The sequence below is a fragment of the Streptococcus sp. HMSC077D04 genome (assembly GCF_001808785.1).
Lineage (GTDB): Bacteria > Bacillota > Bacilli > Lactobacillales > Streptococcaceae > Streptococcus > Streptococcus mitis_BX.
Window position 1 is genome coordinate 111,040 of record NZ_KV794547.1, and the last position, 24,308, is coordinate 135,347.

The 24,308-nt window shown below is 40.4% G+C and carries 26 protein-coding genes and 1 pseudogene; 14 read left to right on the plus strand and 13 right to left on the minus strand.

The window, feature by feature from the left end:
- Positions 1-168: 168 nt before the first annotated feature.
- Both HMPREF2701_RS07570 and HMPREF2701_RS07575 read left to right on the plus strand, forming a co-directional pair.
- On the plus strand, positions 169-1,887 hold the full coding sequence (locus HMPREF2701_RS07570; RefSeq protein ID WP_061589752.1) for a phospho-sugar mutase: 1,719 nt from the start codon (positions 169-171) through the stop codon (positions 1,885-1,887).
- Positions 1,888-1,998: 111 nt separating this feature from the next.
- Positions 1,999-2,346: a DUF6568 family protein gene (locus HMPREF2701_RS07575; RefSeq protein ID WP_061589753.1), complete on the plus strand. Its 348-nt coding sequence runs from the start codon at positions 1,999-2,001 to the stop codon at positions 2,344-2,346.
- 33 nt (positions 2,347-2,379) lie between these two features.
- Here the strand turns inward: HMPREF2701_RS07575 and HMPREF2701_RS07580 are convergent, their stop codons facing one another.
- From HMPREF2701_RS07580 to HMPREF2701_RS07615, 8 genes are all read right to left on the minus strand, one after another.
- Positions 2,380-3,189, minus strand: a complete 810-nt coding sequence (locus HMPREF2701_RS07580) for an MBL fold metallo-hydrolase (RefSeq protein ID WP_000004964.1) — start codon at positions 3,187-3,189, stop codon at positions 2,380-2,382.
- Position 3,190: 1 nt separating this feature from the next.
- On the minus strand, positions 3,191-4,540 hold the full coding sequence (vicK, locus tag HMPREF2701_RS07585; protein WP_061589754.1) for a cell wall metabolism sensor histidine kinase VicK: 1,350 nt from the start codon (positions 4,538-4,540) through the stop codon (positions 3,191-3,193).
- Complete coding sequence (gene yycF, locus HMPREF2701_RS07590) at positions 4,533-5,240, minus strand: response regulator YycF (RefSeq protein ID WP_000722072.1); 708 nt, start codon at positions 5,238-5,240, stop codon at positions 4,533-4,535. Before yycF ends, vicK begins: the two co-directional genes overlap by 8 nt.
- 54 nt (positions 5,241-5,294) lie before the next feature.
- Entirely contained in the window at positions 5,295-6,470 is a 1,176-nt protein-coding gene (gene mutY, locus HMPREF2701_RS07595) for an A/G-specific adenine glycosylase (RefSeq protein WP_061589755.1), read from the minus strand.
- An 82-nt stretch (positions 6,471-6,552) separates the two neighbouring features.
- The gene (gene pta / locus HMPREF2701_RS07600) at positions 6,553-7,527 is read right to left on the minus strand and encodes a phosphate acetyltransferase (RefSeq protein WP_000451571.1); all 975 of its coding nucleotides are present in this window, start codon (positions 7,525-7,527) and stop codon (positions 6,553-6,555) included.
- A gap of 43 nt (positions 7,528-7,570) precedes the next feature.
- Positions 7,571-8,467, minus strand: a complete 897-nt coding sequence (locus HMPREF2701_RS07605) for an RluA family pseudouridine synthase (protein WP_070482641.1) — start codon at positions 8,465-8,467, stop codon at positions 7,571-7,573.
- Positions 8,464-9,282 (minus strand): NAD kinase, encoded by an 819-nt coding sequence (locus HMPREF2701_RS07610; RefSeq protein WP_000799056.1) that lies wholly within the window; start codon positions 9,280-9,282, stop codon positions 8,464-8,466. The genes HMPREF2701_RS07605 and HMPREF2701_RS07610 overlap by 4 nt, the downstream gene beginning before the upstream one ends.
- Positions 9,266-9,937, minus strand: coding sequence for a GTP diphosphokinase (locus HMPREF2701_RS07615; protein ID WP_000171682.1), 672 nt, complete (start codon positions 9,935-9,937; stop codon positions 9,266-9,268). The genes HMPREF2701_RS07610 and HMPREF2701_RS07615 overlap by 17 nt, the downstream gene beginning before the upstream one ends.
- A 128-nt stretch (positions 9,938-10,065) precedes the next feature.
- On the opposite strand from HMPREF2701_RS07615, the gene HMPREF2701_RS07620 reads away from it, so the two are divergent.
- The 7 genes from HMPREF2701_RS07620 to HMPREF2701_RS07650 all read left to right on the plus strand — a co-directional run bounded on the left by HMPREF2701_RS07620 (position 10,066) and on the right by HMPREF2701_RS07650 (position 14,837).
- A complete protein-coding gene (locus HMPREF2701_RS07620; protein ID WP_070482643.1) occupies positions 10,066-10,635 on the plus strand; it encodes a CYTH domain-containing protein in 570 nt (189 codons plus the stop codon).
- 111 nt (positions 10,636-10,746) lie between these two features.
- The gene (locus tag HMPREF2701_RS07625) at positions 10,747-11,706 is read left to right on the plus strand and encodes a ribose-phosphate diphosphokinase (protein WP_001283823.1); all 960 of its coding nucleotides are present in this window, start codon (positions 10,747-10,749) and stop codon (positions 11,704-11,706) included.
- A gap of 9 nt (positions 11,707-11,715) precedes the next feature.
- Positions 11,716-12,831 carry a cysteine desulfurase family protein gene (locus HMPREF2701_RS07630; protein WP_070482646.1) on the plus strand — a complete coding sequence of 372 codons (1,116 nt, stop codon included), beginning with the start codon at positions 11,716-11,718 and terminating at the stop codon, positions 12,829-12,831.
- Between the two features lie 4 nt (positions 12,832-12,835).
- A complete protein-coding gene (locus HMPREF2701_RS07635) occupies positions 12,836-13,183 on the plus strand; it encodes a DUF1831 domain-containing protein (RefSeq protein ID WP_000863540.1) in 348 nt (115 codons plus the stop codon).
- Between the two features lie 7 nt (positions 13,184-13,190).
- A complete protein-coding gene (locus HMPREF2701_RS07640) occupies positions 13,191-13,406 on the plus strand; it encodes a DUF4649 family protein (RefSeq protein ID WP_000462491.1) in 216 nt (71 codons plus the stop codon).
- An 82-nt stretch (positions 13,407-13,488) separates the two neighbouring features.
- Positions 13,489-14,130, plus strand: coding sequence for a redox-sensing transcriptional repressor Rex (locus HMPREF2701_RS07645; RefSeq protein WP_000653417.1), 642 nt, complete (start codon positions 13,489-13,491; stop codon positions 14,128-14,130).
- Between the two features lie 17 nt (positions 14,131-14,147).
- On the plus strand, positions 14,148-14,837 hold the full coding sequence (locus tag HMPREF2701_RS07650; RefSeq protein WP_049491696.1) for a gamma-glutamyl-gamma-aminobutyrate hydrolase family protein: 690 nt from the start codon (positions 14,148-14,150) through the stop codon (positions 14,835-14,837).
- Here the strand turns inward: HMPREF2701_RS07650 and radC are convergent.
- The 3 genes from radC to HMPREF2701_RS07665 form a co-directional block, all read right to left on the minus strand.
- Positions 14,834-15,514, minus strand: coding sequence for a RadC family protein (gene radC, locus HMPREF2701_RS07655; RefSeq protein ID WP_070482651.1), 681 nt, complete (start codon positions 15,512-15,514; stop codon positions 14,834-14,836). The genes HMPREF2701_RS07650 and radC overlap by 4 nt on opposite strands.
- A gap of 42 nt (positions 15,515-15,556) precedes the next feature.
- Positions 15,557-17,848 (minus strand): DNA helicase PcrA, encoded by a 2,292-nt coding sequence (pcrA, locus tag HMPREF2701_RS07660; protein ID WP_070482654.1) that lies wholly within the window; start codon positions 17,846-17,848, stop codon positions 15,557-15,559.
- A 314-nt stretch (positions 17,849-18,162) separates the two neighbouring features.
- Entirely contained in the window at positions 18,163-19,833 is a 1,671-nt protein-coding gene (locus tag HMPREF2701_RS07665; protein WP_020902815.1) for a formate--tetrahydrofolate ligase, read from the minus strand.
- 225 nt (positions 19,834-20,058) lie between these two features.
- Here HMPREF2701_RS07665 and coaB point away from each other — a divergent pair, with 225 nt between their 5' ends.
- The 5 genes from coaB (at position 20,059) to HMPREF2701_RS07690 (ending at position 23,086) form a co-directional block, all read left to right on the plus strand.
- Positions 20,059-20,748 (plus strand): phosphopantothenate--cysteine ligase, encoded by a 690-nt coding sequence (gene coaB, locus HMPREF2701_RS07670; protein ID WP_024057583.1) that lies wholly within the window; start codon positions 20,059-20,061, stop codon positions 20,746-20,748.
- Between the two features lie 11 nt (positions 20,749-20,759).
- Complete coding sequence (gene coaC, locus HMPREF2701_RS07675; RefSeq protein WP_070482656.1) at positions 20,760-21,311, plus strand: phosphopantothenoylcysteine decarboxylase; 552 nt, start codon at positions 20,760-20,762, stop codon at positions 21,309-21,311.
- Complete coding sequence (locus HMPREF2701_RS07680) at positions 21,295-21,858, plus strand: ECF transporter S component (protein ID WP_004254189.1); 564 nt, start codon at positions 21,295-21,297, stop codon at positions 21,856-21,858. The genes coaC and HMPREF2701_RS07680 overlap by 17 nt, the downstream gene beginning before the upstream one ends.
- A 173-nt stretch (positions 21,859-22,031) precedes the next feature.
- Complete coding sequence (locus HMPREF2701_RS07685) at positions 22,032-22,559, plus strand: hypothetical protein (RefSeq protein ID WP_001097401.1); 528 nt, start codon at positions 22,032-22,034, stop codon at positions 22,557-22,559.
- Positions 22,560-22,570: 11 nt separating this feature from the next.
- Positions 22,571-23,086 carry a transcription repressor NadR gene (locus HMPREF2701_RS07690; protein ID WP_020902811.1) on the plus strand — a complete coding sequence of 172 codons (516 nt, stop codon included), beginning with the start codon at positions 22,571-22,573 and terminating at the stop codon, positions 23,084-23,086.
- Here HMPREF2701_RS07690 and HMPREF2701_RS10780 read toward each other — a convergent pair.
- Positions 23,083-23,223, minus strand: a pseudogene (locus tag HMPREF2701_RS10780) (NUDIX hydrolase); the annotation flags it as partial. The gene HMPREF2701_RS07690 and the pseudogene HMPREF2701_RS10780 overlap by 4 nt on opposite strands.
- Positions 23,224-23,300: 77 nt before the next feature.
- Entirely contained in the window at positions 23,301-24,266 is a 966-nt protein-coding gene (locus HMPREF2701_RS07695) for a substrate-binding domain-containing protein (protein ID WP_000789621.1), read from the minus strand.
- Between the last annotated feature and the right edge of the window lie 42 nt (positions 24,267-24,308).

Sequence of the window (24,308 nt, forward strand, 5' to 3'; positions counted from 1 at the left end):
AATCAATTTCCTATGCTTTTACAATAGAAAACCTGAAGAATAAACCTAGCAGATATCATAATTAAAATTATTTATTAAAGTAGTAACGCTCATGCTAACGTTTTACTAAAAAACTAAATCATGATATAATGAAAGCGATGAGAACAAAAACTATTAAGGAGAATCAATATGTCTTACCAAGAAAATTATCAAAAATGGCTTGATTTTGCAGAGCTTCCTGACTACCTTCGTCAAGATTTAGAAAATATGGATGAAAAAACAAAGGAAGATGCCTTCTATACAAATCTTGAATTTGGTACTGCAGGTATGCGTGGTTTGATTGGTGCGGGTACAAACCGTATCAATATCTACGTTGTTCGTCAAGCAACAGAAGGTTTGGCACGTTTGATTGAATCAAAAGGTGGAAACGAAAAAGAGCGTGGTGTTGCGATTGCTTATGATAGCCGTCACTTTTCTCCTGAGTTTGCCTTTGAATCTGCTGCAGTTCTTGCTAAACACGGTATCAAATCTTACGTATTTGAAAGCCTTCGTCCTACTCCAGAGCTTTCTTTTGCAGTTCGTCACCTCAACTGTTTTGCAGGTATCATGATTACTGCTAGCCACAACCCTGCACCATTTAACGGTTACAAGGTTTATGGTGAAGATGGTGGACAAATGCCTCCACACGATGCGGATGCTTTGACAACATACATCCGTGCAATCGAAAATCCATTTGCAGTTGAAGTTGCTGATGTTGAAGCTGAAAAAGCTTCTGGCTTGATTGAAGTTATCGGCGAAGCTGTTGACGTAGAATACCTCAAAGAAGTCAAAGACGTAAACATCAACCCAGACTTGATTGAAGAATTCGGTAAAGACATGAAGATTGTCTACACACCACTTCATGGTACTGGTGAAATGTTGGCTCGTCGTGCTCTTGCCCAAGCTGGATTTGACTCTGTTCAAGTTGTTGAAGCGCAAGCAACTGCTGACCCAGACTTTTCAACTGTAAAATCTCCAAACCCAGAAAGCCAAGCAGCCTTTGCCCTTGCTGAAGAACTTGGTCGTCAAGTTGGTGCAGATGTTCTTGTGGCAACTGACCCTGATGCTGACCGTGTTGGTGTTGAAGTTCTTCAAAAAGATGGTAGCTACCTTAACCTTTCAGGTAACCAAATCGGTGCCATCATGGCTAAATACATCTTGGAAGCCCACAAAAACGCTGGAACTCTTCCTGAAAATGCAGCGCTCTGCAAATCTATTGTATCAACTGACTTGGTAACGAAGATTGCTGAAAGCTACGGCGCAACTATGTTCAACGTTTTGACAGGTTTCAAATTTATCGCTGAAAAAATCCAAGAATTCGAAGAAAAACACAATCACACTTACATGATGGGATTTGAAGAAAGCTTCGGTTATTTGATTAAACCATTCGTACGTGATAAAGATGCTATCCAAGCCGTTCTCGTCGTTGCTGAGCTTGCTGCCTACTACCGTTCACGTGGTTTGACACTTGCTGACGGTATCGAAGAAATCTACAAAGAGTACGGCTACTATGCAGAAAAGACAATCTCTGTTACCCTTTCAGGTGTCGATGGTGCTGAACAAATCAAAGCAATTATGGCTAAATTCCGTAACAATGCTCCAAAAGAATGGAACGCAACAGCTATCACTGTCGTAGAAGACTTCAAGGCACAAACTGCTACTGCTGCTGACGGTACTGTTACAAACTTAACAACTCCTCCAAGTGATGTTTTGAAATACACACTTGCTGACGGTTCATGGATTGCTGTTCGCCCTTCAGGTACAGAACCAAAAATCAAGTTCTACATTGCAGTTGTAGGTGAAACAAACGAAGAATCACAAACTAAAATTGATAATATCGAAGCAGAAATCAATGCTTTTGTAAAATAAAGACCTATAAAAGATGAGACTAACCAATCTCATCTTTTTTTCGTATCAAATCTAAGCAATTTTAGAAACTTTATGGCATACTAGACTTATCAATGAAAGCGAGGTAATCTCATGGAACAATTTTTAGATAACATCAAAGACCTTGAAGTCACTACAGTTGCGCGTGCGCAAGAAGCTCTTGATAAAAAAGAAACTGCAACCTTCTTTATCGGTCGCAAAACTTGCCCTTACTGCCGTAAATTTGCTGGTACCTTGGCAGGTGTCGTAGCTGAAACCAAAGCTCACATCTACTTCATCAACAGTGAAGAACCAAGCCAACTCAATGAGTTACAAGAATTCCGCTCACGCTATGGAATTCCAACTGTACCAGGCTTCGTTCACATTGCAGATGGACAAATCAATGTCCGTTGCGACTCTTCAATGTCAGCACAAGAAATCAAAGATTTCGCTGAATTGTAAAAGATATAAAAAAGAAGGCCCTCGCCTTCTTTTTTATATATCTGTCAATGGTGTTGCAGTATCTGGTGAGGTATCATATACCTTAAAATCTACTCCAACTCCCAGATCAGCTTGTGCTAGCTGATTGACCATGGTCATATGAGCCAGTTCCTTGATATTGTTCTCCTTAGATAAATGCCCGAGGTAGATTTTCTTAGTGCGGTTTCCCAAGGTACGAATCATAGCTTCGGCACCGTCCTCGTTAGAAAGGTGACCGAGATCCGATAGGATTCGTTGTTTGAGTCGCCAAGCGTAAGAACCTGCTCGCAAAATCTCTACATCATGGTTGGACTCGATAAGATAGCCATCTGCATTCTCGACAATTCCTGCCATTCGATCACTAACATAACCTGTATCAGTCAACATTACAAAACTCTTATCATCCTTCATAAAGCGATAGAACTGCGGTGCAACAGCATCGTGGCTAACACCAAAACTCTCAATGTCGATATCTCCAAATGTTTTGGTTTTGCCCATTTCAAAGATATGCTTTTGCGAAGAATCCACCTTGCCGAGATACTTGCTATTTTCCATTGCTTGCCAGGTCTTTTCATTGGCATAAAGATCCATACCATACTTGCGAGCCAAAACTCCCACTCCGTGGATATGGTCTGAATGCTCATGTGTAATCAAGATGGCATCCAGGTCCTCGGGTTTACGGTTAATTTCAGCAAGTAGGCTGGTAATTTTCTTACCAGACAAGCCTGCATCCACTAAAAGCTTCTTTTTTGGGGTTTCCAGATAAAAGGAATTTCCACTGGAACCCGACGCTAAAATACTGTATTTAAAGCCTGTTTCACTCATTCTAGTCTTCTACTTCGTCCTCCCATACTTCTTCTTTCACTGCATCCTTATCATAAGGGAGCACAATAGTGAAGGTTGATCCCTTACCGTATTCACTCTTAGCCCAAATAAAGCCCTTATGTTGTTTGATAATTTCTTTAGCAATAGACAGTCCCAATCCTGTTCCACCTTGAGCACGACTTCTGGCACGATCCACACGATAAAAACGGTCAAAAATACGTGGTAAATCCTGCTTAGGAATACCCAAACCTTGGTCTGAGATAGATAAAATCATCTGATCATCAGTTGTCTTCATGGTCACTGTGATTTTCCCACCATCTGGTGAATACTTAATGGCATTGTTAAGAATATTATCAATCACTTGTGTCATTTTGTCTGTATCAATTTCAATCCAGACAGACGTAATCGGATAATCTCTAACCAATTCGTATTTCTTCTCTTCATCTGATCCCCTCATCTTATCAAAACGGTTAAGAATAAAAGTAATAAAAGCTGTAAAGTTAATCAGTTCCACATCTAGATGACTGGTTGCATTATCAATACGTGAAAGATGGAGAAGATCCGTCACCATCCGCATCATACGGTTTGTTTCGTCTAGAGACACCTTGATAAAGTCTGGAGCGACAGGTTCTGACAAGGCACCCTCATCCAAGGCTTCAAGATAGGATTTTACGCTAGTCAGAGGCGTTCGTAGCTCATGACTAACGTTGGAAACAAAGAGTCTCCGTTCCCGTTCTTCCTTCTCCTGCTCCGTCGTATCATGCAAAACTGCAACCAAACCTGAGATAAAGCCAGACTCTCGACGAACCAAGGCAAAACGTACACGAAGGCTCAGATATTCACCATTGGCATCCTGAGAATCAATCATAAGCTCAGGAACTTGGGTAATCAAATCACGAAGTTCATACTCATCTTCAATCTCAAGCAATTCTAGGATACTTTGGTTTAGAACATCTTCTTTCTGAACACCTAACTGTTTCTTAGCCATGTCATTAATCATGGTAATCTTGCCACGACGATTGGTCGCAAGGACTCCGTCCGTCATATAAGAGAGGATACTATGTAATCGTTTACTCTCTTGTTCCAGATTTTCTTGAGTCAAACGGATTACTTCTGATAAATCATTGAGATTATTGGTAATATTAGTGATTTCAGAGCTTCCCTGCATATCCAATACCTGAGAATAGTCTCCTGCAATCAGGTCTTTCACCTTTTGATTAATTTGCTTCAACCGAATATTATCTCGCCGATTTTCTAGCAAAAGCAAGGTAACAATCAAGATAAAACCCAATAAAATTAAAATGAAGATAAAATCACTAGTAAGAATATTTTTTCTAATAAATTCAATCATTATTTCTCATATAATAACCAACACCGCGACGTGTTAGGATATACTCTGGACGACTTGGTGTATCTTCAATCTTCTCACGCAAACGTCTGATAGTTACGTCAACAGTCCGAACATCTCCGAAATAATCATAACCCCAGACCGTTTCAAGCAAGTGTTCACGGGTAATCACTTGACCAATATGAGAAGCCAAGTGATACAAAAGCTCAAATTCACGGTGGGTTAAGTCTAGTTCTTCACCGTATTTTTTAGCTACATAAGCATCTGGTACAATCTCCAAGTCCCCAATTTGCAAGGGTTGGGTTTTCTTTTCATCTGACTCTTGATTATCTACAGAAACCAAGTCCGTACGACGAAGAAGAGCTTTAACACGCGCCTGCAACTCACGATTTGAGAAGGGTTTGGTTACATAGTCATCCGCTCCAAGCTCTAAACCGATAACCTTATCAAATTCACTGTCTTTAGCAGAAAGCATGATAATAGGCACACTACTTGTCTTGCGAATGGTCTTAGCAACTTCTAAACCATCAATTTCGGGAAGCATCAAATCCAGAATAATAATATCTGGCTGCTCTGCTTCAAATTGTTCTAGCGCTTCACGACCATTAAAAGCAGTTACAACTTCGTAACCTTCCTTGGTCATATTAAACTTGATAATATCCGAGATTGGTTTTTCATCATCTACAATTAATATTTTTTTCATTTGTTCACCTTTTTCTCTACTATTATATCAAAAAATAACAAGAAGACACAATAGCTAGTCTTTGCTACTGTCTAAGTTGGCTTTTGCATAAGCCTGCCAGATTTTTTGTTGGGGTTTGGCAAGTGGGTAATTCTTAAACTCTTCTGGTGAAAGCCAGCGAACTTCCCTATCTGAAAAGTTATGAAAGTCAGTCACCTGGCCTGCTACAATTTGAACATGCCACTTGCGATGACTAAAGACATGCTTGACAGTGTCAAAATAAATATCAAGCCAATCAACATCTAAGTCATAATCCTGCTGGAAACTCTCTTCTGGACTGGGACCAAAGTTCACATTTTCTTCTGCAACCTGGTGAAAGAGGTCAAACTGCTCTTCTTGTGAAAAGTTATCTACTTCTACCAGTGGGAAATGCCAAAAACCTGCCAAGAGCTTTTCACTTTCATTTTTTTCAAGTAAAAATTGTCCCTGAGAATTTTTCACAACTAAGGCTTTAAGATAAATGGGAATTGGCTTTTTCTTTGGAGCCTTAATTGGATAACGGTCCATGCTTCCATTCTGATATGCCGCACTAAAGTCCTTAACTGGGCTTTCTTCTGGTCTGGGATTTACAGGCGCCTCAATATCTGATCCCAAGTCCATCAAAGCTTGATTAAAGTCACCAGGCCTTTCTGGGTCAATCAAGATTTCCATCATTGCCTGAAAAATTTTACGATTACTTGGAATCCCAATATCGTGGTTGACTTCAAATAGACGCGCCAAAACACGCATGACATTACCATCTACAGCTGGCTCAGGCAAGTTAAAAGCAATACTGGAAATGGCTCCTGCTGTGTAAGGACCAATCCCTTTCAAGCTGGAAATTCCTTCATAAGTGTTTGGAAATTGACTACCAAAGTCAGTCATAATCTGCTGGGCTGCAGCCTGCATATTACGAACTCGAGAATAATAGCCCAAACCTTCCCAAGCCTTCAACAAACGCTCTTCAGGGGCAGTTGCCAAACTTTCAACTGTTGGAAACCAGGCCAAGAATCGTTCGTAGTAAGGGATAACTGTATCCACCCTAGTCTGCTGGAGCATAATTTCAGACACCCAGATATGATAAGGATTTTTACTTCTACGCCAGGGTAAATCTCTTTTGTTTTCATCATACCAGGTAAGAAGTTTCTCACGGAAAGAAACAATCTTCTCATCCGGCCACATGACGATACCGTATTCTTTCAAATCTAACATATCTCTAGTATAACACAGAAGACTCTAACTGTCCTTTTCCTAGTATTAAAAAGCCTCTTCCCAAGGGAAAGAGGTTGAATTATTATTGATGAACTGCTTGAGCTGCTGTGATAAGAGTCAACTTGTACACATCATCAGCATTACATCCACGAGAAAGGTCGTTAACTGGCTTGTTCAAACCTTGCAAAACAGGACCTACTGCCGCAAAGCCACCAAGACGTTCTGCCATCTTGTAGCCAATATTTCCTGCCTCGATACCTGGGAAGATGAAGACGTTTGCTTGACCAGCTACTGTACTTCCAGGAGCTTTCAGAGCTGCAGTTTCTGGAACAAATGCCGCATCAAATTGCAACTCACCATCGATTTCAAGGTCAGGGCGCAAGTCATGAGCAATTTTAGTTGCTTCAACAACCTTATCAACGCTTTCTCCAAATCCTGAACCTTTAGTAGAATAGCTTAGCATAGCAATTTTAGGCTCGATTCCAAACATTTTAGCTGTGATTGCTGAGTTAATGGCAATTTCAGCCAAAGCTTCTGCGTCTGGATTAATGTTGATGGCACAGTCTCCAAACAGGTAACGTTCCGTACCACGAACCATGAGGAAGGCACCTGAAGTACGAGTCACATTTGGACGAGTTTTAATGATTTGTAGGGCTGGGCGAACTGTTGAAGCTGTTGAGTGAATCGCTCCTGACACCATTCCATCAACCAAGCCCAAGTAAACCAACATAACACCAAAATAGTTGACATCTTCAACCAAAACCTTACGTGCATCTTCTTCAGACATTTTACCCTTGCGACGTTCTACCAAGGCAGCGACCATTTCTTCAAATTTATCGTAGTGTTGAGGGTCGATGACTTCATAACCGTCCTCGATGCCTTCGATTTCAAGATAAATTTTAATTTTTTCAGGATTTCCAAGCAAAACAGGAATCACTTCTGTTTCTTTTACCAGGCGTTTAGTTGCTTGAAGAATACGAGGTTCTTCCCCTTCAGGGAGAACGATACGAGCATTTTTACCAACCAAGTTGGCTTTGAGACTTTCAAAAACTTCCATGAGTTTTCTCCTTTAAGATAATAATTATACTCTGAAATAGTTTTTATAGAGTATTAGTTGATAACTGGGTAATAAGGTTACTGAAATCATCCGGCAAGGGACTTTCTAACTGCAAGTCTTGCTCTAAAAATGGATGATAAAAGGATAGGTAATGGCAATGCAGGGCTTGGCGCTGAATTCCATCGTCTAGACTACCACCATACAAGTCATCTCCCAACAAAGGAAAACCAATATGAGAAAAATGGACTCGGATTTGGTGGGTTCGTCCAGTATGCAGACGAATATCAACTAAGTGAATATTCCCATAAGATGCTACAATCTTGTAAGAAGTATGGGCATACTTTCCACCTTTAGCCACCCGTCTGGTGATAATGGAATCTTCATCACGCGCAATCGGAGCAATAATTTCTCCCTCTTGCTCCAAGTGTCCATCACCTTTAACCAAAGCAAAGTAGCGTTTTTCAATGGACTTCTTCTGTAACTGCTTGTCTAATCGTGCGTGGGCATAGCCGTGCTTGGCAAAGAGCATCAAGCCAGAAGTATCTCTATCAAGCCTGGTTACAATGTGAACCTGCTGATTTTCGTAATTTTGCTTGACGTAGTAACCCTTGATAAAATTGGCAATTGTATTAGAGTGATTAACACTAGGAATAGAAGCCACTCCATAGGGTTTATTCAAGACTAGAAAATGGTCATCCTCATAGAGAATATCCAGTGGATACTCGATAGCTTCTAGAGTTTCAAAGCCTTCCTCAGCGGGAATATCAATGGTAACTCGGTCTCCAATATCCAATAGATAGGTTGCATTTTGCGGTTGGTCATTTACCAGAATAGCTCCACCTCGAAACTTAATCTTAGCTAGCAGCCCCTTAGAAACCTCGTGCTTTTTTAAAAAGGTCTTAACCTTAACATGCTCATCTGCGATAAATTCAAACCTCATTCGTCCACCTCGCCGATGAAAGCATCCTTCACACGGTTCCAGAAACTGGTATGGCTAGGTGATGCGACAAAGTGAATCTTATGATGGTCAATTTGATACTCAATTCTTTCAATATTGCGGAAGGAATAAACGCTATTGTCAACCGAAATAGTATGGTAATCGTTTCTTGTTGGAATAAGTTCAATCTTATCCTTCTTTGGAACAATAATGGACGAACCCAGGGTTCGATAGACACGATTGTTAAGGCTGGCAATTTCCGTCAACTGAAGAGCTTCAATGGTAGGGTGTAAAACAGCTCCGCCAAGTGATTTGTTATAGGCTGTACTACCAGTCGGTGTCGAAACTGTTAGCCCATCTCCACGAAAACGTTCAAAGTGGACACCGTTAATCACAACATCCGCCACCATGGTTCGATCAGACCTGCGGATACTGGCTTCATTTAGTGCTCTAAAAATCTTCACTTCACCATTTTCAAGAAAGACCTTCACATTCAGAACAGGGTAAGAGACTCTTGCTCCGGTATCTAGCTGCAAATTAGTCACTAGCTTGTCCAACTCAAAATCACGGTAGTCCGTATAGAAGCCCAAATGTCCAGTATGAACACCGATAAAGCGGACCTTGTCAAGCTGATTTTCGTACTTATGAAAGGCCGACAAGAGCATGCCATCCCCACCAATGGAGATGACAATGTCCGGATTGGTATCATTGAGTATAAACTGATTTCTCTTCAAACGATCTCGCAATTCATACAAAACCCTTTGACTCTGCGGTTTTCTATTAGCTATCAGGTCAATTCGTTTACCTGTATTCTTCATCTGTATCGTCACTGTTTCCTACACCGTCATTTAATTTTCTACTCAAAGGATCAAAAAGAGCCTGGGCTTCCTGAATATCATCTCGAATTTTACCCATTTCTTCATCCAACTGATGGGCAATTTTGGCAGTAATTTCCAGTCGCTTCTTAATTTCCTCTGGGAAATCCCCTTGGTACTTGTAGTTGAGAGAATGTTCTATCGTTGCCCAAAAATTCATGGCCAAGGTACGAATCTGAATTTCCGCTAAAATGGTCTTAGCACCATTGATAGTATCAACCGTATATTCTACTACCACGTGATAGGAACGATAACCTGATGCTTTTCGATGAGTAATGTAATCTCGCTCCTGGATGATCCGCATATCCTGACGTTTACGCAAAATCTCCACTACTTCCTTGACGTCATCTACAAACTGAACCATCACACGTAGACCAGCAATATCCTGCAAATCGTGTTCCAAGGTCGCATAAGTAATGCCACGACGAGCCATTTTTTCCTTGATGCTCTCAATTGGTTTGACTCGACCAGTCACAAACTCAATCGGAGAATGCTTATTTTGCTTACGATATTGCTTACGAATACCACGTAGTTTAATCTTTAACTCACCAACAGCTTGAATGTAAGGATCTAGAAATTCTTCCCATTCTAAGGTCATATATTCTCCCTTGTTCTCATATTATCCTTCAAAAATATCTTTGATTTTTTCTCCAGATTCATATACAATAAATACAAAGCTATTATATCATATAATCCGCTTTCATAGATAAAGAAAAGGTAAGAAAATTGAAACATTTAGAAATTGAATTGAAAACACTCTTGAAAAAAGATGAATACAATCATCTAAAAGACCAGTTCACAGGTGTTACTCCTGTTCTTCAAAAAAATTACTACATCGACACTCCTGATTTTGAACTGCGAGAAAAGAAAGTTGCTATGCGCATTCGAACCTTTGAAGACTGGGCAGAATTGACACTCAAAGTCCCGCAAAGTGTTGGAAACATGGAATACAATCAAAAATTGCAACTAAAAGATGCTGAAAACTATCTGAGCAAGAAAGAACTTCCTCAAGGGCTGATTCTTGATGAATTAGCTAAACATGGTATCCAGAGCAAGAACTGGCAGGTGCTCGGTTGTCTAACGACACTTCGCTATGAAATGCAAACAGCTATTGGCCTCATGGCGCTGGATGAAAGTCAGTACTTTGATATGACAGATTACGAATTAGAGCTTGAAGTGGAAAATCACGAGCAAGGCAAACAGGATTTCCAACAATTTTTAGAGGAAAATCAGATTACTTATCAAAAAGCTCCCTCAAAATTGGTCCGATTTGTCAAAAGCATGAAAAATAGCTGAAATAATCTCTATTTTTTGGTAAAATAGAAAAGATAAAATACAAAAATCCCAGTTCATATAGGCTAGGCAGATATGGCTAGGATTTAAAAAGTTTACAGAGGACGGTCTATAATGTCAGATAGAAAAAACATGAAACTTTTCGCACTCAACTCTAACCAAGAGATTGCACAGAAAATTGCTCAAGCTGTTGGTGTCCCACTTGGAAAACTATCATCACGTCAATTTTCAGATGGAGAAATCCAAGTGAATATCGAAGAAAGTGTCCGTGGTTATGATGTTTACATCATCCAATCAACAAGTTTCCCTGTTAACAACCACCTAATGGAATTGTTGATCATGGTCGACGCTTGTGTGCGCGCAAGTGCCCACAGCATCAACGTTGTTCTTCCATATTTTGGCTATGCACGTCAAGACCGCATTGCTTCACCTCGTGAGCCACTTACAGCTAAACTAGTTGCTAATATGCTGGTTAAGGCTGGAGTTGACCGTGTCCTTACCCTTGATTTGCATGCTGTTCAGGTGCAAGGCTTCTTTGATATTCCTGTTGACAACCTCTATACAGTTCCTCTATTTGCAAAACATTACTGCGATAAGGGCCTACTCGGTTCAGATGTTGTCGTGGTTAGCCCTAAAAATTCAGGTGTGAAACGTGCTCGTAGCTTGGCTGAGTATCTTGATGCTCCTATCGCCATTATCGACTACCCTCAAGACGATGCAACTCGTAACGAAGGTTATATTATTGGTGATGTTGAAGGTAAGAAAGCCATCTTGATTGATGATATTCTTAATACAGGACGTACCTTCTCTGAAGCTGCTAAAATCGTTGAACGTGAAGGAGCTACAGAAATTTATGCTGTTTCTAGCCACGGTCTCTTCGTCGAAGGAGCTGCTGAACTTCTTGACAATACTAATATTAAAGAAATTCTTGTGACTGATTCAGTAGCAACAAAAGAAAAAACTCCTAAAAACGTATGCTACATCACTGCTAGTGAGTTAATTGGTGATGCTATCGTCCGTATCCACGAAAGAAAACCAGTTAGCCCACTCTTTGCTTACAACAAAAAGAAATAAGGTGATTCTTTGATTTATTTGGACAATGCTGCAACGACTCCCATGTCAGCAGTTGCTATTTCTGCTATGACCAAGGTTATGCAAGAAACCCATGGCAATCCATCTAGTATTCATGGGCATGGCCGTCAAGCTGGCAAGCTCTTGCGCGAAGCCCGTCAGGAACTAGCCCAGTTACTGGGAACAAAACCTCAACATATCTTTTTCACTTCTGGTGGGACTGAAGGCAACAATACTGCCATCATTGGCTACTGCCTTCGTCATCAAGAACAAGGAAAACATATCATCACAACTGCCATTGAGCACCATGCCGTCCTTGAAACCATTGATTACTTGGTTCAACACTTTGGTTTTGAAGTAACCATTATCCAACCAGAAAATCAAGAGATCACGACCCAGCAAATCCAAGAATCCTTACGTGATGATACGATTTTGGTTTCTACCATGTTTGCCAATAATGAGACAGGAAACCTACTTCCCATTGCTGAAATTGGCCAAATACTCAAACAACACCCTGCTGCCTATCATGTCGATGCAGTTCAGGCTATTGGTAAAATCCCTATACACCCAGAAGAATTGGGCATTGATTTTCTCACTGCTTCGGCCCACAAGTTCCATGGTCCTAAGGGAATCGGTTTTCTCTACGCTTCTAGCATGGATTTTGATTCCTATCTACATGGCGGAGACCAAGAACAGAAAAAACGAGCAGGGACTGAAAATTTAGCTGCCATCATAGGCATGGTTGCAGCCCTAAAAGAAGACCTAGAAAAACAAGAAGAACATTTTCAACATGTACAAAATCTAGAAACTGCCTTTCTGACAGAGCTAGAGGGCATTCAATATTACCTGAATAGAAGCGATCACCATCTCCCTTATGTTCTCAATATTGGATTTCCTGGCCAGAAAAATGACCTCTTACTCCTTCGTCTAGATTTGGCTGGAATTTCAATCTCTACTGGCTCAGCCTGCACTGCGGGCATTGTACAATCCAGCCATGTTCTTGAAGCCATGTACGGGGCAAATTCAGAACGTCTGAAGGAATCCGTTCGTATCAGTTTGTCGCCAGAAAATACTGTTGAAGACCTACATACCCTCGCAAAAACCTTAAAAGAAATTATCGGAGGTTAGCCATATGGCATTTGAAAAAACCATTCAGTTAAAAAATTGTCGTTACGACTACACTCTTAGCCCTTCTGTTAAAAAATTCACCCTTAAGGACAACACTTTTTTTGAAACAAAGGTTGGTAACTATGAATTGACTCGCCTTTTGGAAAAAGTTCCGAACAGCGGTGAGGGATTCCAGCTCAAAATCATCATTAACAAGGAACTTACAGGTGCTAAAATCAATATCACTGACAAGTTTGGGCTACGTCTAGTTGATATTTTCAAATCAGAAGACCACCACATTCATCAGGAAAAATTCTATTTCCTCATGGATAGCTTGGTAGAACGTGGTGTCTTTACAAAATCGGAAAGATAGAGCCAAAATGTTTGAACTGACCTATAAGGACAGCTATCATGTAGAGCGCACTCTCAAGTATGAGGATTATGAGGCTCTCATGCTGGCTCTGTCAGGATGTGTGACTCTGCCAGATACACTTTATGTAACTTCTTTGACCTTTAAAGGGCAAGAAGTTTACCAAGGACTGGTCGGAGACCTCTACCGTTTTCTATCACATGCAGATTTTTTACATCAAAACTAAGATTTTTCTTAGTTTTTTCTTGTTTTTGTTGATTTTTTCACAATGTTTCTATAAAATAGAAGAATAGAAAGGTTGTGATTTTGTGAAAGATAAACAGTCTGCTATTCCAAAAGCTACAGCAAAAAGACTCTCTCTCTACTATCGAATTTTTAAGAGATTTCATGCAGAAAAGATTGAACGTGCCAACTCTAAGCAAATTGCAGAGGCTATCGGTATTGATTCCGCGACCGTACGTCGTGATTTTTCCTATTTTGGTGAACTAGGTCGTCGTGGTTTTGGCTATGATGTCAAAAAACTGATGACATTTTTTGCCGATTTGCTCAATGATAACTCCATCACCAATGTCATGCTGGTAGGTATTGGAAATATGGGCCATGCCCTTCTCCACTATCGCTTCCATGAGCGCAACAAGATGAAGATTATCATGGCCTTTGACCTAGATGACCATCCCGAAGTCGGTACCCAAACTCCTGATGGAATTCCCATTTACGGGATTTCTCAAATCAAGGATAAAATCAAGGATGCTGATGTCAAGACTGCTATCCTGACCGTTCCCAGCGTTAAGTCACAAGAGGTTGCTAATCTCTTGGTGGATGCTGGCGTGAAAGGAATTCTCAGTTTTTCACCAGTCCATCTACATTTACCAAAAGACGTGGTCGTTCAGTATGTCGATTTGACAAGTGAACTCCAAACCCTCCTCTATTTCATGCGAAAAGAGGATTAGAAAGCGAAAATCATTTTATGAAAAAACCAGTTATTGGGATTACAGGAAACGAAAAAACTCATCCAGATGATGACATCATGATGAGCTACGTAGCAAAAGGCTTTGTTGAAGGCGTTAAAGACGCTGGAGGGATTCCCATCATCCTACCGATTGGTGATCAAGAAATGGCTAGCCACTATATCAGTATGATTGACAAGCTCATCTTGACAGGTGGGCAAAATGTCGATCCAAAATTCTATGATGAAGCCAAAACCATTGATAGCGATGACTACCATCTTCAAAGAGATATCTTTGAACTGGCCCTCATCAAGGAAGCTATTAAACAGAAAAAGCCAATTTTTTCTGTCTGTCGTGGAACTCAACTCTTTAACGTTGCCATGGGTGGAACTTTGTACCAAGATATCGAAGACCATTGGCAGGATTGTTCCGCCGAATACACAACTCAACGCTTGGTGACAGAGCCTGATACAGTTCTTCGAGAAATCTATGGAGAAATTTCCCATATCAACTCCTTCCACCACCAGAGTATCAAGGATTTAGCCCCCAACTTAAAAGTTGTGGCTCATGATCCTAAAGATGGTATCATTGAAGCTGTTACGAGTACGGATGACATTGCCTTTCTCGGTGTCCAGTGGCACCCAGAGTTTCTTTTTGAAAATCGTCCCAAAGATAAAAATCTCTTTGACTATGTCGTAAATGAACTTTAAATTAAATCTGTCTTTTCACGGTAACTAAAGTAACTAGAATGGGAGACAATCAAATGATCCAAGAGGACAATCCCCATCAGGTCGCAAGCTTCTTTAACAAGTTTAGTGACATGATCATCATTTCGGCTAGGCGCTACCGCTCCTGAAGGATGATTGTGGACCAAGATGAGTGAAGTCGCCATATGCTTGATAGCATAATGAAGAATCTCACGTGGTTCAGCGATACTGCGAGTAGCTGAACCGATAAAAATGGTCTGTTGATGGATGATTTGATTTTGAGTATTGAGATAGAGCGCCACCAGGTGCTCTTGTTTTTTATGGCCCAATTCCTGCTGCATCTTCTTGGCCAACTTTTGGCTACTGAGAATACTTTCCATCTCAAGGGTCTCATGTTTATGAATACGATGCCCCAGTTCGATCATAGCTTGTAATTCTATTGCCTTAACACGGCCGATACCAGACAGACTCTGTAATTCCTGCAGGGTCATTTTTTTCAAATCCGTTAGACTTGAAAGATTGCTCAAGACTTTCTGGGCAATTTCAAAAACGCTGGCTTGACGTGTTCCAGTCCTAAGTAAAATAGCTAGCAACTCTTGATTACTCAGCGCTTCAACTCCTTCCTTGGCCAGTCTTTCTCTTGGCAATAATGAATCTTCTTGGAATGAAATACTATACATAAAAATCCTCCTCACTTTATTATTCGTGAGAAGGATGGAAAATTAGATTTTTTTCTCAATTGGAGCTACACTGGCTAAAAGTTTTTTCAAACCTACTTCTGGGAAATTGATTTTTAATTCCTGAGTAGCACCGCTACCTGAAACTTCCAGAACAGTTCCCTCTCCCCATTTCTTGTGGAGGGCAATGTCACCAATGGACCAATTTGTCTCGCTAGACGCTGATTTTGCACTAGCTGAAAATTGACCAAAAGGAAGACCATTTGACTGGATAGATTTTGGGGCCGCACTGCGTTTCCGTTCTTGAAGAGCTTGAGCCAAACTCATACCTTGACCAAAGGCAAGACCACCACTGCTATAAGATGCCTTAAAGCTTGTATTGGCTGGACGAGCCAATCCTTGATACTCAAGTAAGTCTGAACTGATTTCGTTAATAAAACGAGTTGGACGGTTGTAGTTGGTACGACCAAAAAGCAGGCGTGAGTTGGCATTGGTCAGATAGAGAATTTTCTCTGCACGCGTGATACCTACATAGGCTAGACGGCGTTCTTCTTCTAATTCATCTTGATCTTCAGCTGCACGGCTAAGCGGAAAGACATTTTCTTCCATCCCAATCAAAAATACAACTGGAAACTCGAGACCTTTGGCAGCGTGTAGGGTCATCAGGGTCACTTCTGATGTCTCCTGACTACCTGAATCTGTATCGGCAATCAAGGCCAAGTCATTCAAGAAACGACTCAGTTTATCCAGACCAGTTTCCTCTTCTGACACATCAGAGGTATCATCAAAGTTTTTCGTCACAGAAAGGAACTCTTCGATATTTTCAACCCTAGCCTTGCTTTCTAAAGTCGCTTGAGCATTTAGAATATCGACGTAACCTGTTTTTTCTAGGACGGCCTCAACCAACTCTGTAATGCTTAAGTGGTCCAGTTGCTCCCTCAAATCTAGAATCATATTGGCAAAATCCCAGATAGACTGGGCTGCTTTACCCTTGATACCAGATAACATGATATTTGCTGAAGCATCTAGCATAGACATGTTTTGCATATTCACAAAGTCACGAATTTTCTCAACAGTACCTGGCCCAATTCCTCGTTTCGGTTCGTTGATAATACGTTCAAAACTGATATTGTCACTCAAATTGGCAATGAGGTTGAGGTAAGCGATAATATCTCGGATTTCCTTACGGCTGTAGAACTTGGTTCCGCCAACCATGGTATAAGGGATATTTGACTTGAGCAAGGCTTCCTCAATAGTACGAGACTGGGCGTTAGTACGATAGAGAACTGCAAAATCCTTGTGAAGGAAATTTTGACTTCGACCAAGTTCATCAATAGTTTTAGCCACAAATACAGCCTCATCCAGCTCATCATCGGCACGATAGTAAACAATTTGCTCCCCATCAGCATTCTGGGTCCAGAGATTCTTAGGACGGCGGTTTTTATTGTTTTTAATGACCTCGTTGGCCGCTTGGAGAATAGTTTTAGTTGAACGGTAATTCTCCTCCAGCAAAACAACCTTGGCTTGGGGATAATCTTTCTCGAAATCCAAAATATTCTGCATATCAGCACCACGCCAACCGTAGATAGACTGGTCCGCATCCCCAACCACACAGATATTTTTAAAACGGGAAGCCAAGAGTTTGACCAGTTGGTACTGAGCATGGTTGGTATCTTGGTACTCATCAACGTGGATGTATTGGAACTTCTGCTGGTAATAAGTCAAAACATCAGGATTTTGATCAAAGAGACGCAGGGTCAGCATAATCAAGTCATCAAAGTCAACCGACTCCGACTGACGCAGTTCTTTTTGGTAAGCAGTATAACACTGGGACACGATTTGCGTATACATATCGCCAGCTTGGGCAGCATAAGCCACATCATCAATCAGATCATTCTTAGCATTGGAAATGGTTCCTAAGATGCTTCGTTCATTCCATTTTTTAGGATCCAAGTTCAACTGCTTGAGAATGCGTTTCATGAGCGTTCTCTGTTCACCAGGATCGACAATAGTGAAATTGCGGTTGTAGCCAATATGATCCGCATCACGACGCAGAATACGAACACACATGGAGTGGAAGGTCGCAATCAAACAGTCCTGAGTGGCTGGATTAAGACTATAAGCACGCTCCTTCATCTCACGCGCAGCCTTATTAGTAAAGGTAATGGCCAAGATATTCCAAGGATTGACCAGCTTTTCATCAATCAAATAAGCAATACGGTGGGTCAAAACACGGGTCTTTCCAGAACCAGCCCCCGCCATGATTAACAAGGGACCTTCTGTCGTTTGTACCGCCTCAGCCTGACGGTCATTCATTCCATTCAATAATGCGTTCATCTTTTCTTCCTTACTCTTGAAGTCAATATTTCTATTATATCAGAATTCAGGGAAAATATCTTTACCTAGACTGGTTACGTGTAGAAGGCAACTCCTTATATCTAGATAAAAAAATGAGCTTAGATTACAATTTCCAAACTCATTTATTACTCAATGAAAATCGAAGTGCAAACTAGGAAGCTAGCCGCAGGTTGCTCAAAACACTGTTTTGAGGTTGCAGATAGAACTGACGAAGTCAGTCACATATATAATCTAAGGTGAAGCTGACGTGGTTTGAAGAGATTTTCAAAGAGTATAAAGTCAATTACAATATACTAGAACAAACCTAGGACTGTTCCGTCACTTTCAACATCCATATTGAGGGCTGCTGGTCGTTTTGGAAGTCCTGGCATGGTCATGACATCGCCAGTTAGGGCAACGATAAAGCCTGCCCCTAATTTTGGTACCAATTCACGAATAGTAATTTCAAAGTTTTCTGGTGCTCCAAGGGCATTTGGATTATCTGAGAAACTATATTGAGTTTTAGCCATACAGATTGGCAACTTGTCCCAACCATTTTGAACGATTTGAGCGATTTGCGTTTGGGCTTTCTTCTCAAAGTTCACTTTGCTACCGCGATAGATTTCAGTAACAATTTTTTCAATCTTTTCTTGAACAGAAAGTTCATTGTCATAAAGACGTGTATAGTTGGCTGGGTTTTCAGCGATTGTCTTGACAAGAGTTTCAGCAAGAGCTACACCGCCTTCTGCACCATCAGCCCAGACACTAGCCAACTCTACTGGTACATCAATTGAGGCACAGAGTTCTTTCAAGGCTGCGATTTCAGCTTCTGTATCAGAAACAAATTCGTTGATAGCTACAACTGCTGGAATACCAAACTTACGGATATTTTCAACGTGGCGTTTCAAGTTGGCAAAACCTGCACGAACTGCTTCTACATTTTCTTCAGTCAGAGCGTCTTTAACCACACCACCATTCATCTTAAGGGCCCGAAGGGTTGCGACAATAACTACTGCATCTGGAGATGTTGGCAAGTTTGGTGTCTTAATATCAAGGAATTTCTCGGCACCAAGGTCTGCACCAAAACCAGCTTCAGTAACTGTGTAATCAGCCAAGTGAAGGGCTGTGCTTGTCGCTAAGACAGAGTTACAGCCATGAGCGATATTAGCAAATGGACCACCATGTACAAAGGCAGGTGTACCATAAATTGTCTGAACTAGGTTCGGCTTAATAGCATCCTTCAAAATCAATGCTAAGGCGCCTTCAACCTGCAAATCACCTACAGAAACTGGTGTACGGTCGTAACGATATCCGATAACAATGTTAGCCAAACGGCGTTTCAAATCCTCGATGTCTGTTGCCAAACAAAGAATGGCCATAATTTCTGAAGCGACGGTAATGTCAAATCCATCCTCACGAGGAATACCATTTAGAGGACCACCAAGTCCAACGGTTACATGACGAAGAGCACGGTCATTCAAGTCCACAACACGTTTCCAGAGGATACGACGTTGGTCAATTCCCAACTCATTCCCTTGGTGCAAGTGGTTGTCAATCAAGGCAGAAAGCGCATTGTTGGCAGTCGTAATGGCATGCATGTCCCCTGTAAAGTGGAGGTTGATGTCTTCCATTGGTAGCACTTGGGCGTAACCACCACCAGCAGCACCACCCTTGATCCCCATGACTGGACCAAGAGATGGTTCACGGATAGCAATCATGGTTTTCTTACCAATCTTGTTCAAGGCGTCCGCTAGACCAATGGTAATAGTTGATTTTCCCTCACCTGCTGGTGTTGGGTTGATGGCAGTAACCAAAATCAATTTCCCAACTGGATTGCTCTCAACTGCACGAATTTTATCAAAGCTGAGCTTAGCCTTGTACTTTCCATACAACTCCAAATCATCGTAAGAAATACCAAGTTTCTCTACAACATCAACGATTGGCTTCAACTCAATACTCTGTGCGATTTCAATATCTGTTTTCATTCAAAACTCCTATAACCTCTTTTATGATAATTCATTATAACACAAAACAAGATTTTTAACATCCCAAAACTCTCTAAACGTTCGTAAATATCCCTGTTTTTAAGGTTTTTAGAGTCCTTTCTTAAATTTTATATGGCTTTATAGTTTGAAACTATATTCTTTCCTTTTACCAAATTTTTATCACTTTCATTTTACTTACCGTTTATTTTTGTGTACAATAGTGCTATGAAAATTTTAGTTACATCGGGCGGTACCAGTGAAGCTATCGATAGCGTCCGCTCTATCACTAACCATTCTACAGGTCGCTTAGGGAAAATCATCACAGAAACCCTGCTTGCTGCAGGGCATGAAGTTTGTTTAATTATTACAAAACGAGCTTTGAAGCCAGAAGCCCATCCCAACCTAAATATTCGAGAAATTAACAATACCAAGGACCTTCTACTAGAAATGCAAGCACGCGTCAAGGATTATCAGGTCTTGATTCACTCAATGGCCGTATCCGACTACACTCCTGTTTATATGACGGGGCTGGAAGAAGTCCAATCTAGCTCCAATCTAGAAGAATTTTTAAGCAAGCAGAATCATCAGGCTAAGATTTCTTCAACTGACGAGGTTCAGGTTTTGTTCCTAAAAAAGACACCCAAAATCATCTCTCTAGTCAAGGAATGGAATCCTGCTATTCATCTGATTGGTTTCAAACTGCTGGTTGATGTTACCGAAGATCATCTGGTTGACATTGCTAGAAAAAGTCTTATCAAGAACCAAGCAGACTTGATTATCGCAAATGATCTGACTCAAATCTCAGCGAACCAGCATCGTGCAATCTTTGTTGAGAAAGATAATCTTCAAACGGTTAACACTAAAGAAGAAATTGCAAAACTCCTCCTTGAAAAAATTCAAAACTATCATTCTTAGAAAGGAAAGCTATGGCAAACATTCTCTTGGCTGTAACGGGCTCAATCGCCTCTTACAAGTCGGCAGATTTAGTCAGTTCTCTAAAAAAACAAGGCCATCAAGTTACTGTTTTAATGACTCAGGCTGCTACAGAGTTTATCCAACCTTTGACACTACAGGTACTCTCACAGAATCCTGTCCACTTGGATGTCATGAAGGACCCCTATCCTGATAAAGTCAATCATATCGAGCTTGGAAAAGAAACGGATTTATTCATCATAGTCCCTGCAACAGCTAACACTATTGCAAAACTAGCCCACGGCTTTGCGGATAACATGGTAACCAGTACAGCTCTAGCCCTGCCCAGTCATATTCCTAAACTAATAGCTCCTGCTATGAATACAAAAATGTATGACCATCCAGCAACTCAGGCTAATCTGAAAACATTAGAAAGCTACGGCTATCAGCTGATTGCTCCTAATGAATCCCTACTAGCTTGTGGCGATCATGGACGAGGAGCTTTAGCCGACCTCACAATTATTTTAGAAAGAATAAAGGAAACTCTCGATGAAAAAACGCTCTAATATTGCACCCATTGCTATCTTTTTTGCAACCATGCTCGTGATACACTTTCTGAGCTCACTTATCTTTAACCTTTTTCCATTCCCAATCAAACCGACCATCGTTCATATTCCTGTCATTATTGCCAGTATTATTTACGGTCCACGCGTTGGGGTTACACTTGGATTTTTGATGGGGCTACTTAGCTTGACAGTTAATACGATTACGATTCTACCGACAAGCTACCTCTTCTCACCATTCGTCCCAAACGGTAACATTTACTCAGCTATCATTGCCATCGTCCCACGTATTTTGATTGGTTTGACTCCGTATCTAGTTTATAAACTGATGAAAAATAAAACTGGTCTTATTTTAGCTGGTGCCCTTGGTTCACTTACCAATACAGTCTTTGTACTTGGTGGAATTTTCTACCTTTTTGGAAATGTCTTTGATGGTAATATCCAAAAACTCCTAGCAACCGTTATCTCAACAAATTCGATTGCCGAATTAGTCATTTCCGCAATTCTTACTCTAGCTATTGTTCCAAGACTACAGACTTTGAAAAAATAAAAACATCTCCACTTTCAAGCTTGAAGGTGGAGATGTTGCTCTATACAGTTTTTTTTAGTGAAATCTTTACCAATATCTAACTAAAAATGACCTATAAACCTAAGTAAATCCTTGCTTTATTGTCTTGTTTATTGTACTATACTAGTGTATATACAGTTAAAAAGGAGATTCTTATGAACACACGGAAAAAGACACAATTTATGACAATGACTGCCCTCTTAACGGCTATTGCAATTTTGATTCCAATTGTTATGCCTTTCAAGATTGTCATTCCACCTGCTTCCTATACTTTAGGAAGCCACATCGCTATTTTTATTGCCATGTTCTTGTCGCCCTTGATGGCTGTTTTTGTCATCCTAGCCTCTAGTTTTGGATTTTTGATGGCAGGCTATCCCATGGTTATCGTTTTTCGAGCTTTTTCCCATATCTTTTTTGGGACTTTGGGGGCTCTTTACCTACAAAAATTCCCCGATACCCTAGATAAACCAAAAACTTGCTGGATTTTCAACTTTGTGTTAGCGCTTGTCCATGCCCTTGCTGAAGTATTAGCTTGTGTCGTTTTTTATGCAACTTCCGGTACCAATGTAGAAAATATGTTTTATGTTCTATTTGTACTAGTTGGATTTGGCACAATTATTCATAGTATGGTAGACTATACATTAGCACTAGCTGTCTATAAAGTGCTTCGCAAACGCCGTTAAAAGGAAGAACTATGACAAAAGATCGCAAACAAGCCCTGCTCCAACTCTTGAAAGAAACTCCTAAAGCCCTCAATGGCCAAAGTTTAGCTGAACATTTTCATGTTACACGCCAGGTCATTGTACAGGACATTGCAATTTTAAGAGCCGATGGCGCTCCTATCCTATCCACCAATCGTGGCTACGTCTATAAGCAAATTGAAACCAACCCTTATGTTCACAAACTTTTCAAAGTGAAACATGAAGTTGAAGAAATCGGTCAAGAACTCCTTGCTATCGTTGATAATGGTGGACGTGTTCAAAATACCTTGATTGACCATCCCGTTTATGGAGAAATCGAAACCTTGCTGAAACTGTCTTGTCGCAGAGATGTGCAACATTTTCTAGAACAAGTCGAGCATTCAGATTTTAGACCTCTGTCTGAATTGACAGATGGCATCCATTACCACCTAGTCGAAGCTGAAACACAGCAAGACCTCCGCTATATCGAGGAGGCCTTGGATCAGCTAGGTTATTTAGTAAAAGACTAGAAGATTTTCTTCTCCCAGCCATCTTCTATACGATGACGGTAGAAAAATTCAGATTTGTCCGGAGCTTCCATCATCTCCATCAAAGGTAGCATATCATAGGCCAGATCCAAGTTTGGAATCTGGTCTTTTTGAATCCAATAGCTCAAATAGTAACAATGATATTTAAAAACCACATTGAATGAAAATTAACAACTACTTGCTTACTAAAAATATATCACCAGTTATGTTGATCAACATTATCCTTAGTCACAAGATAAATTGGAGAAACTGTTTCTTTTTCCAGTTTTTTCCCTTGATAATGATCTATTGCTGATTGAATAGCAATTTCACCCATCTTAGCTGGTTGCTGAGCAATAGTGGCAGTAATATCACCTTTTGCAATAGCATCATGTGCATCTGGTTGACCATCAATACCAACAATTAATACATTGCTAAGACCAGCTGCTTTTACTGCTTGTGCAGCTCCTAACGCCATCTCATCATTCTGTGCAAAGATTGCTTGCACTTCTTTGTTTCCTTGAATCATATTTTGCGCTGTATTCAAAGCTTTTGCGCGGTCAAAATTAGCGGATTGACTAGAAAGAACATCTAAATTTGTCTTTGAAATTTGTTCAAATCCTTTACCTCTATCTACAGTTGCAGAAGCGCCAGGGACTCCTGATAATTCAAAAGTTTTTGCTTTTTCTCCCAATTGCTTGGTAATAAATTCTGCAGCCATTTTACCTGCTTCTACGTTATCAGAAGCAACAGTTGTCAAGACTTCACCTCCATTACTACCGCGGTCAATTAAGATTACCGGAATATTTGCATTATTAGCAGCTTTAATAGATGTAACAATTGCATCAGAATCAACTGGATTAATTAGTAAAGCATCAACATTTTGACTAATAAAATTTTGAATATCATCTGCTTGTCTAGCAGCATCATCTTGTGCATCTGCTATCTTCAAAGTTACTTCTTTTTCTCTTGCGGCTTTTTCAAGACCATCTTTCATAGCTACAAAATAGGGATTGTTAGTAGTCGAAATAGAAACTCCTAATTTTAATTCTTTTGCCGACTTTTGAATCGTAGATTTATTATCATTTGATGAATTTCCTAAACCAGTTTTTCCACAAGCTACTAAAGCAAAAATAAATGTTACAAACAAAGCAAAAATGCTAATTTTTTTAATATTTTTCATGTTATTACTCCTCGTAATATATATCTATAGGGATAGTTTCAA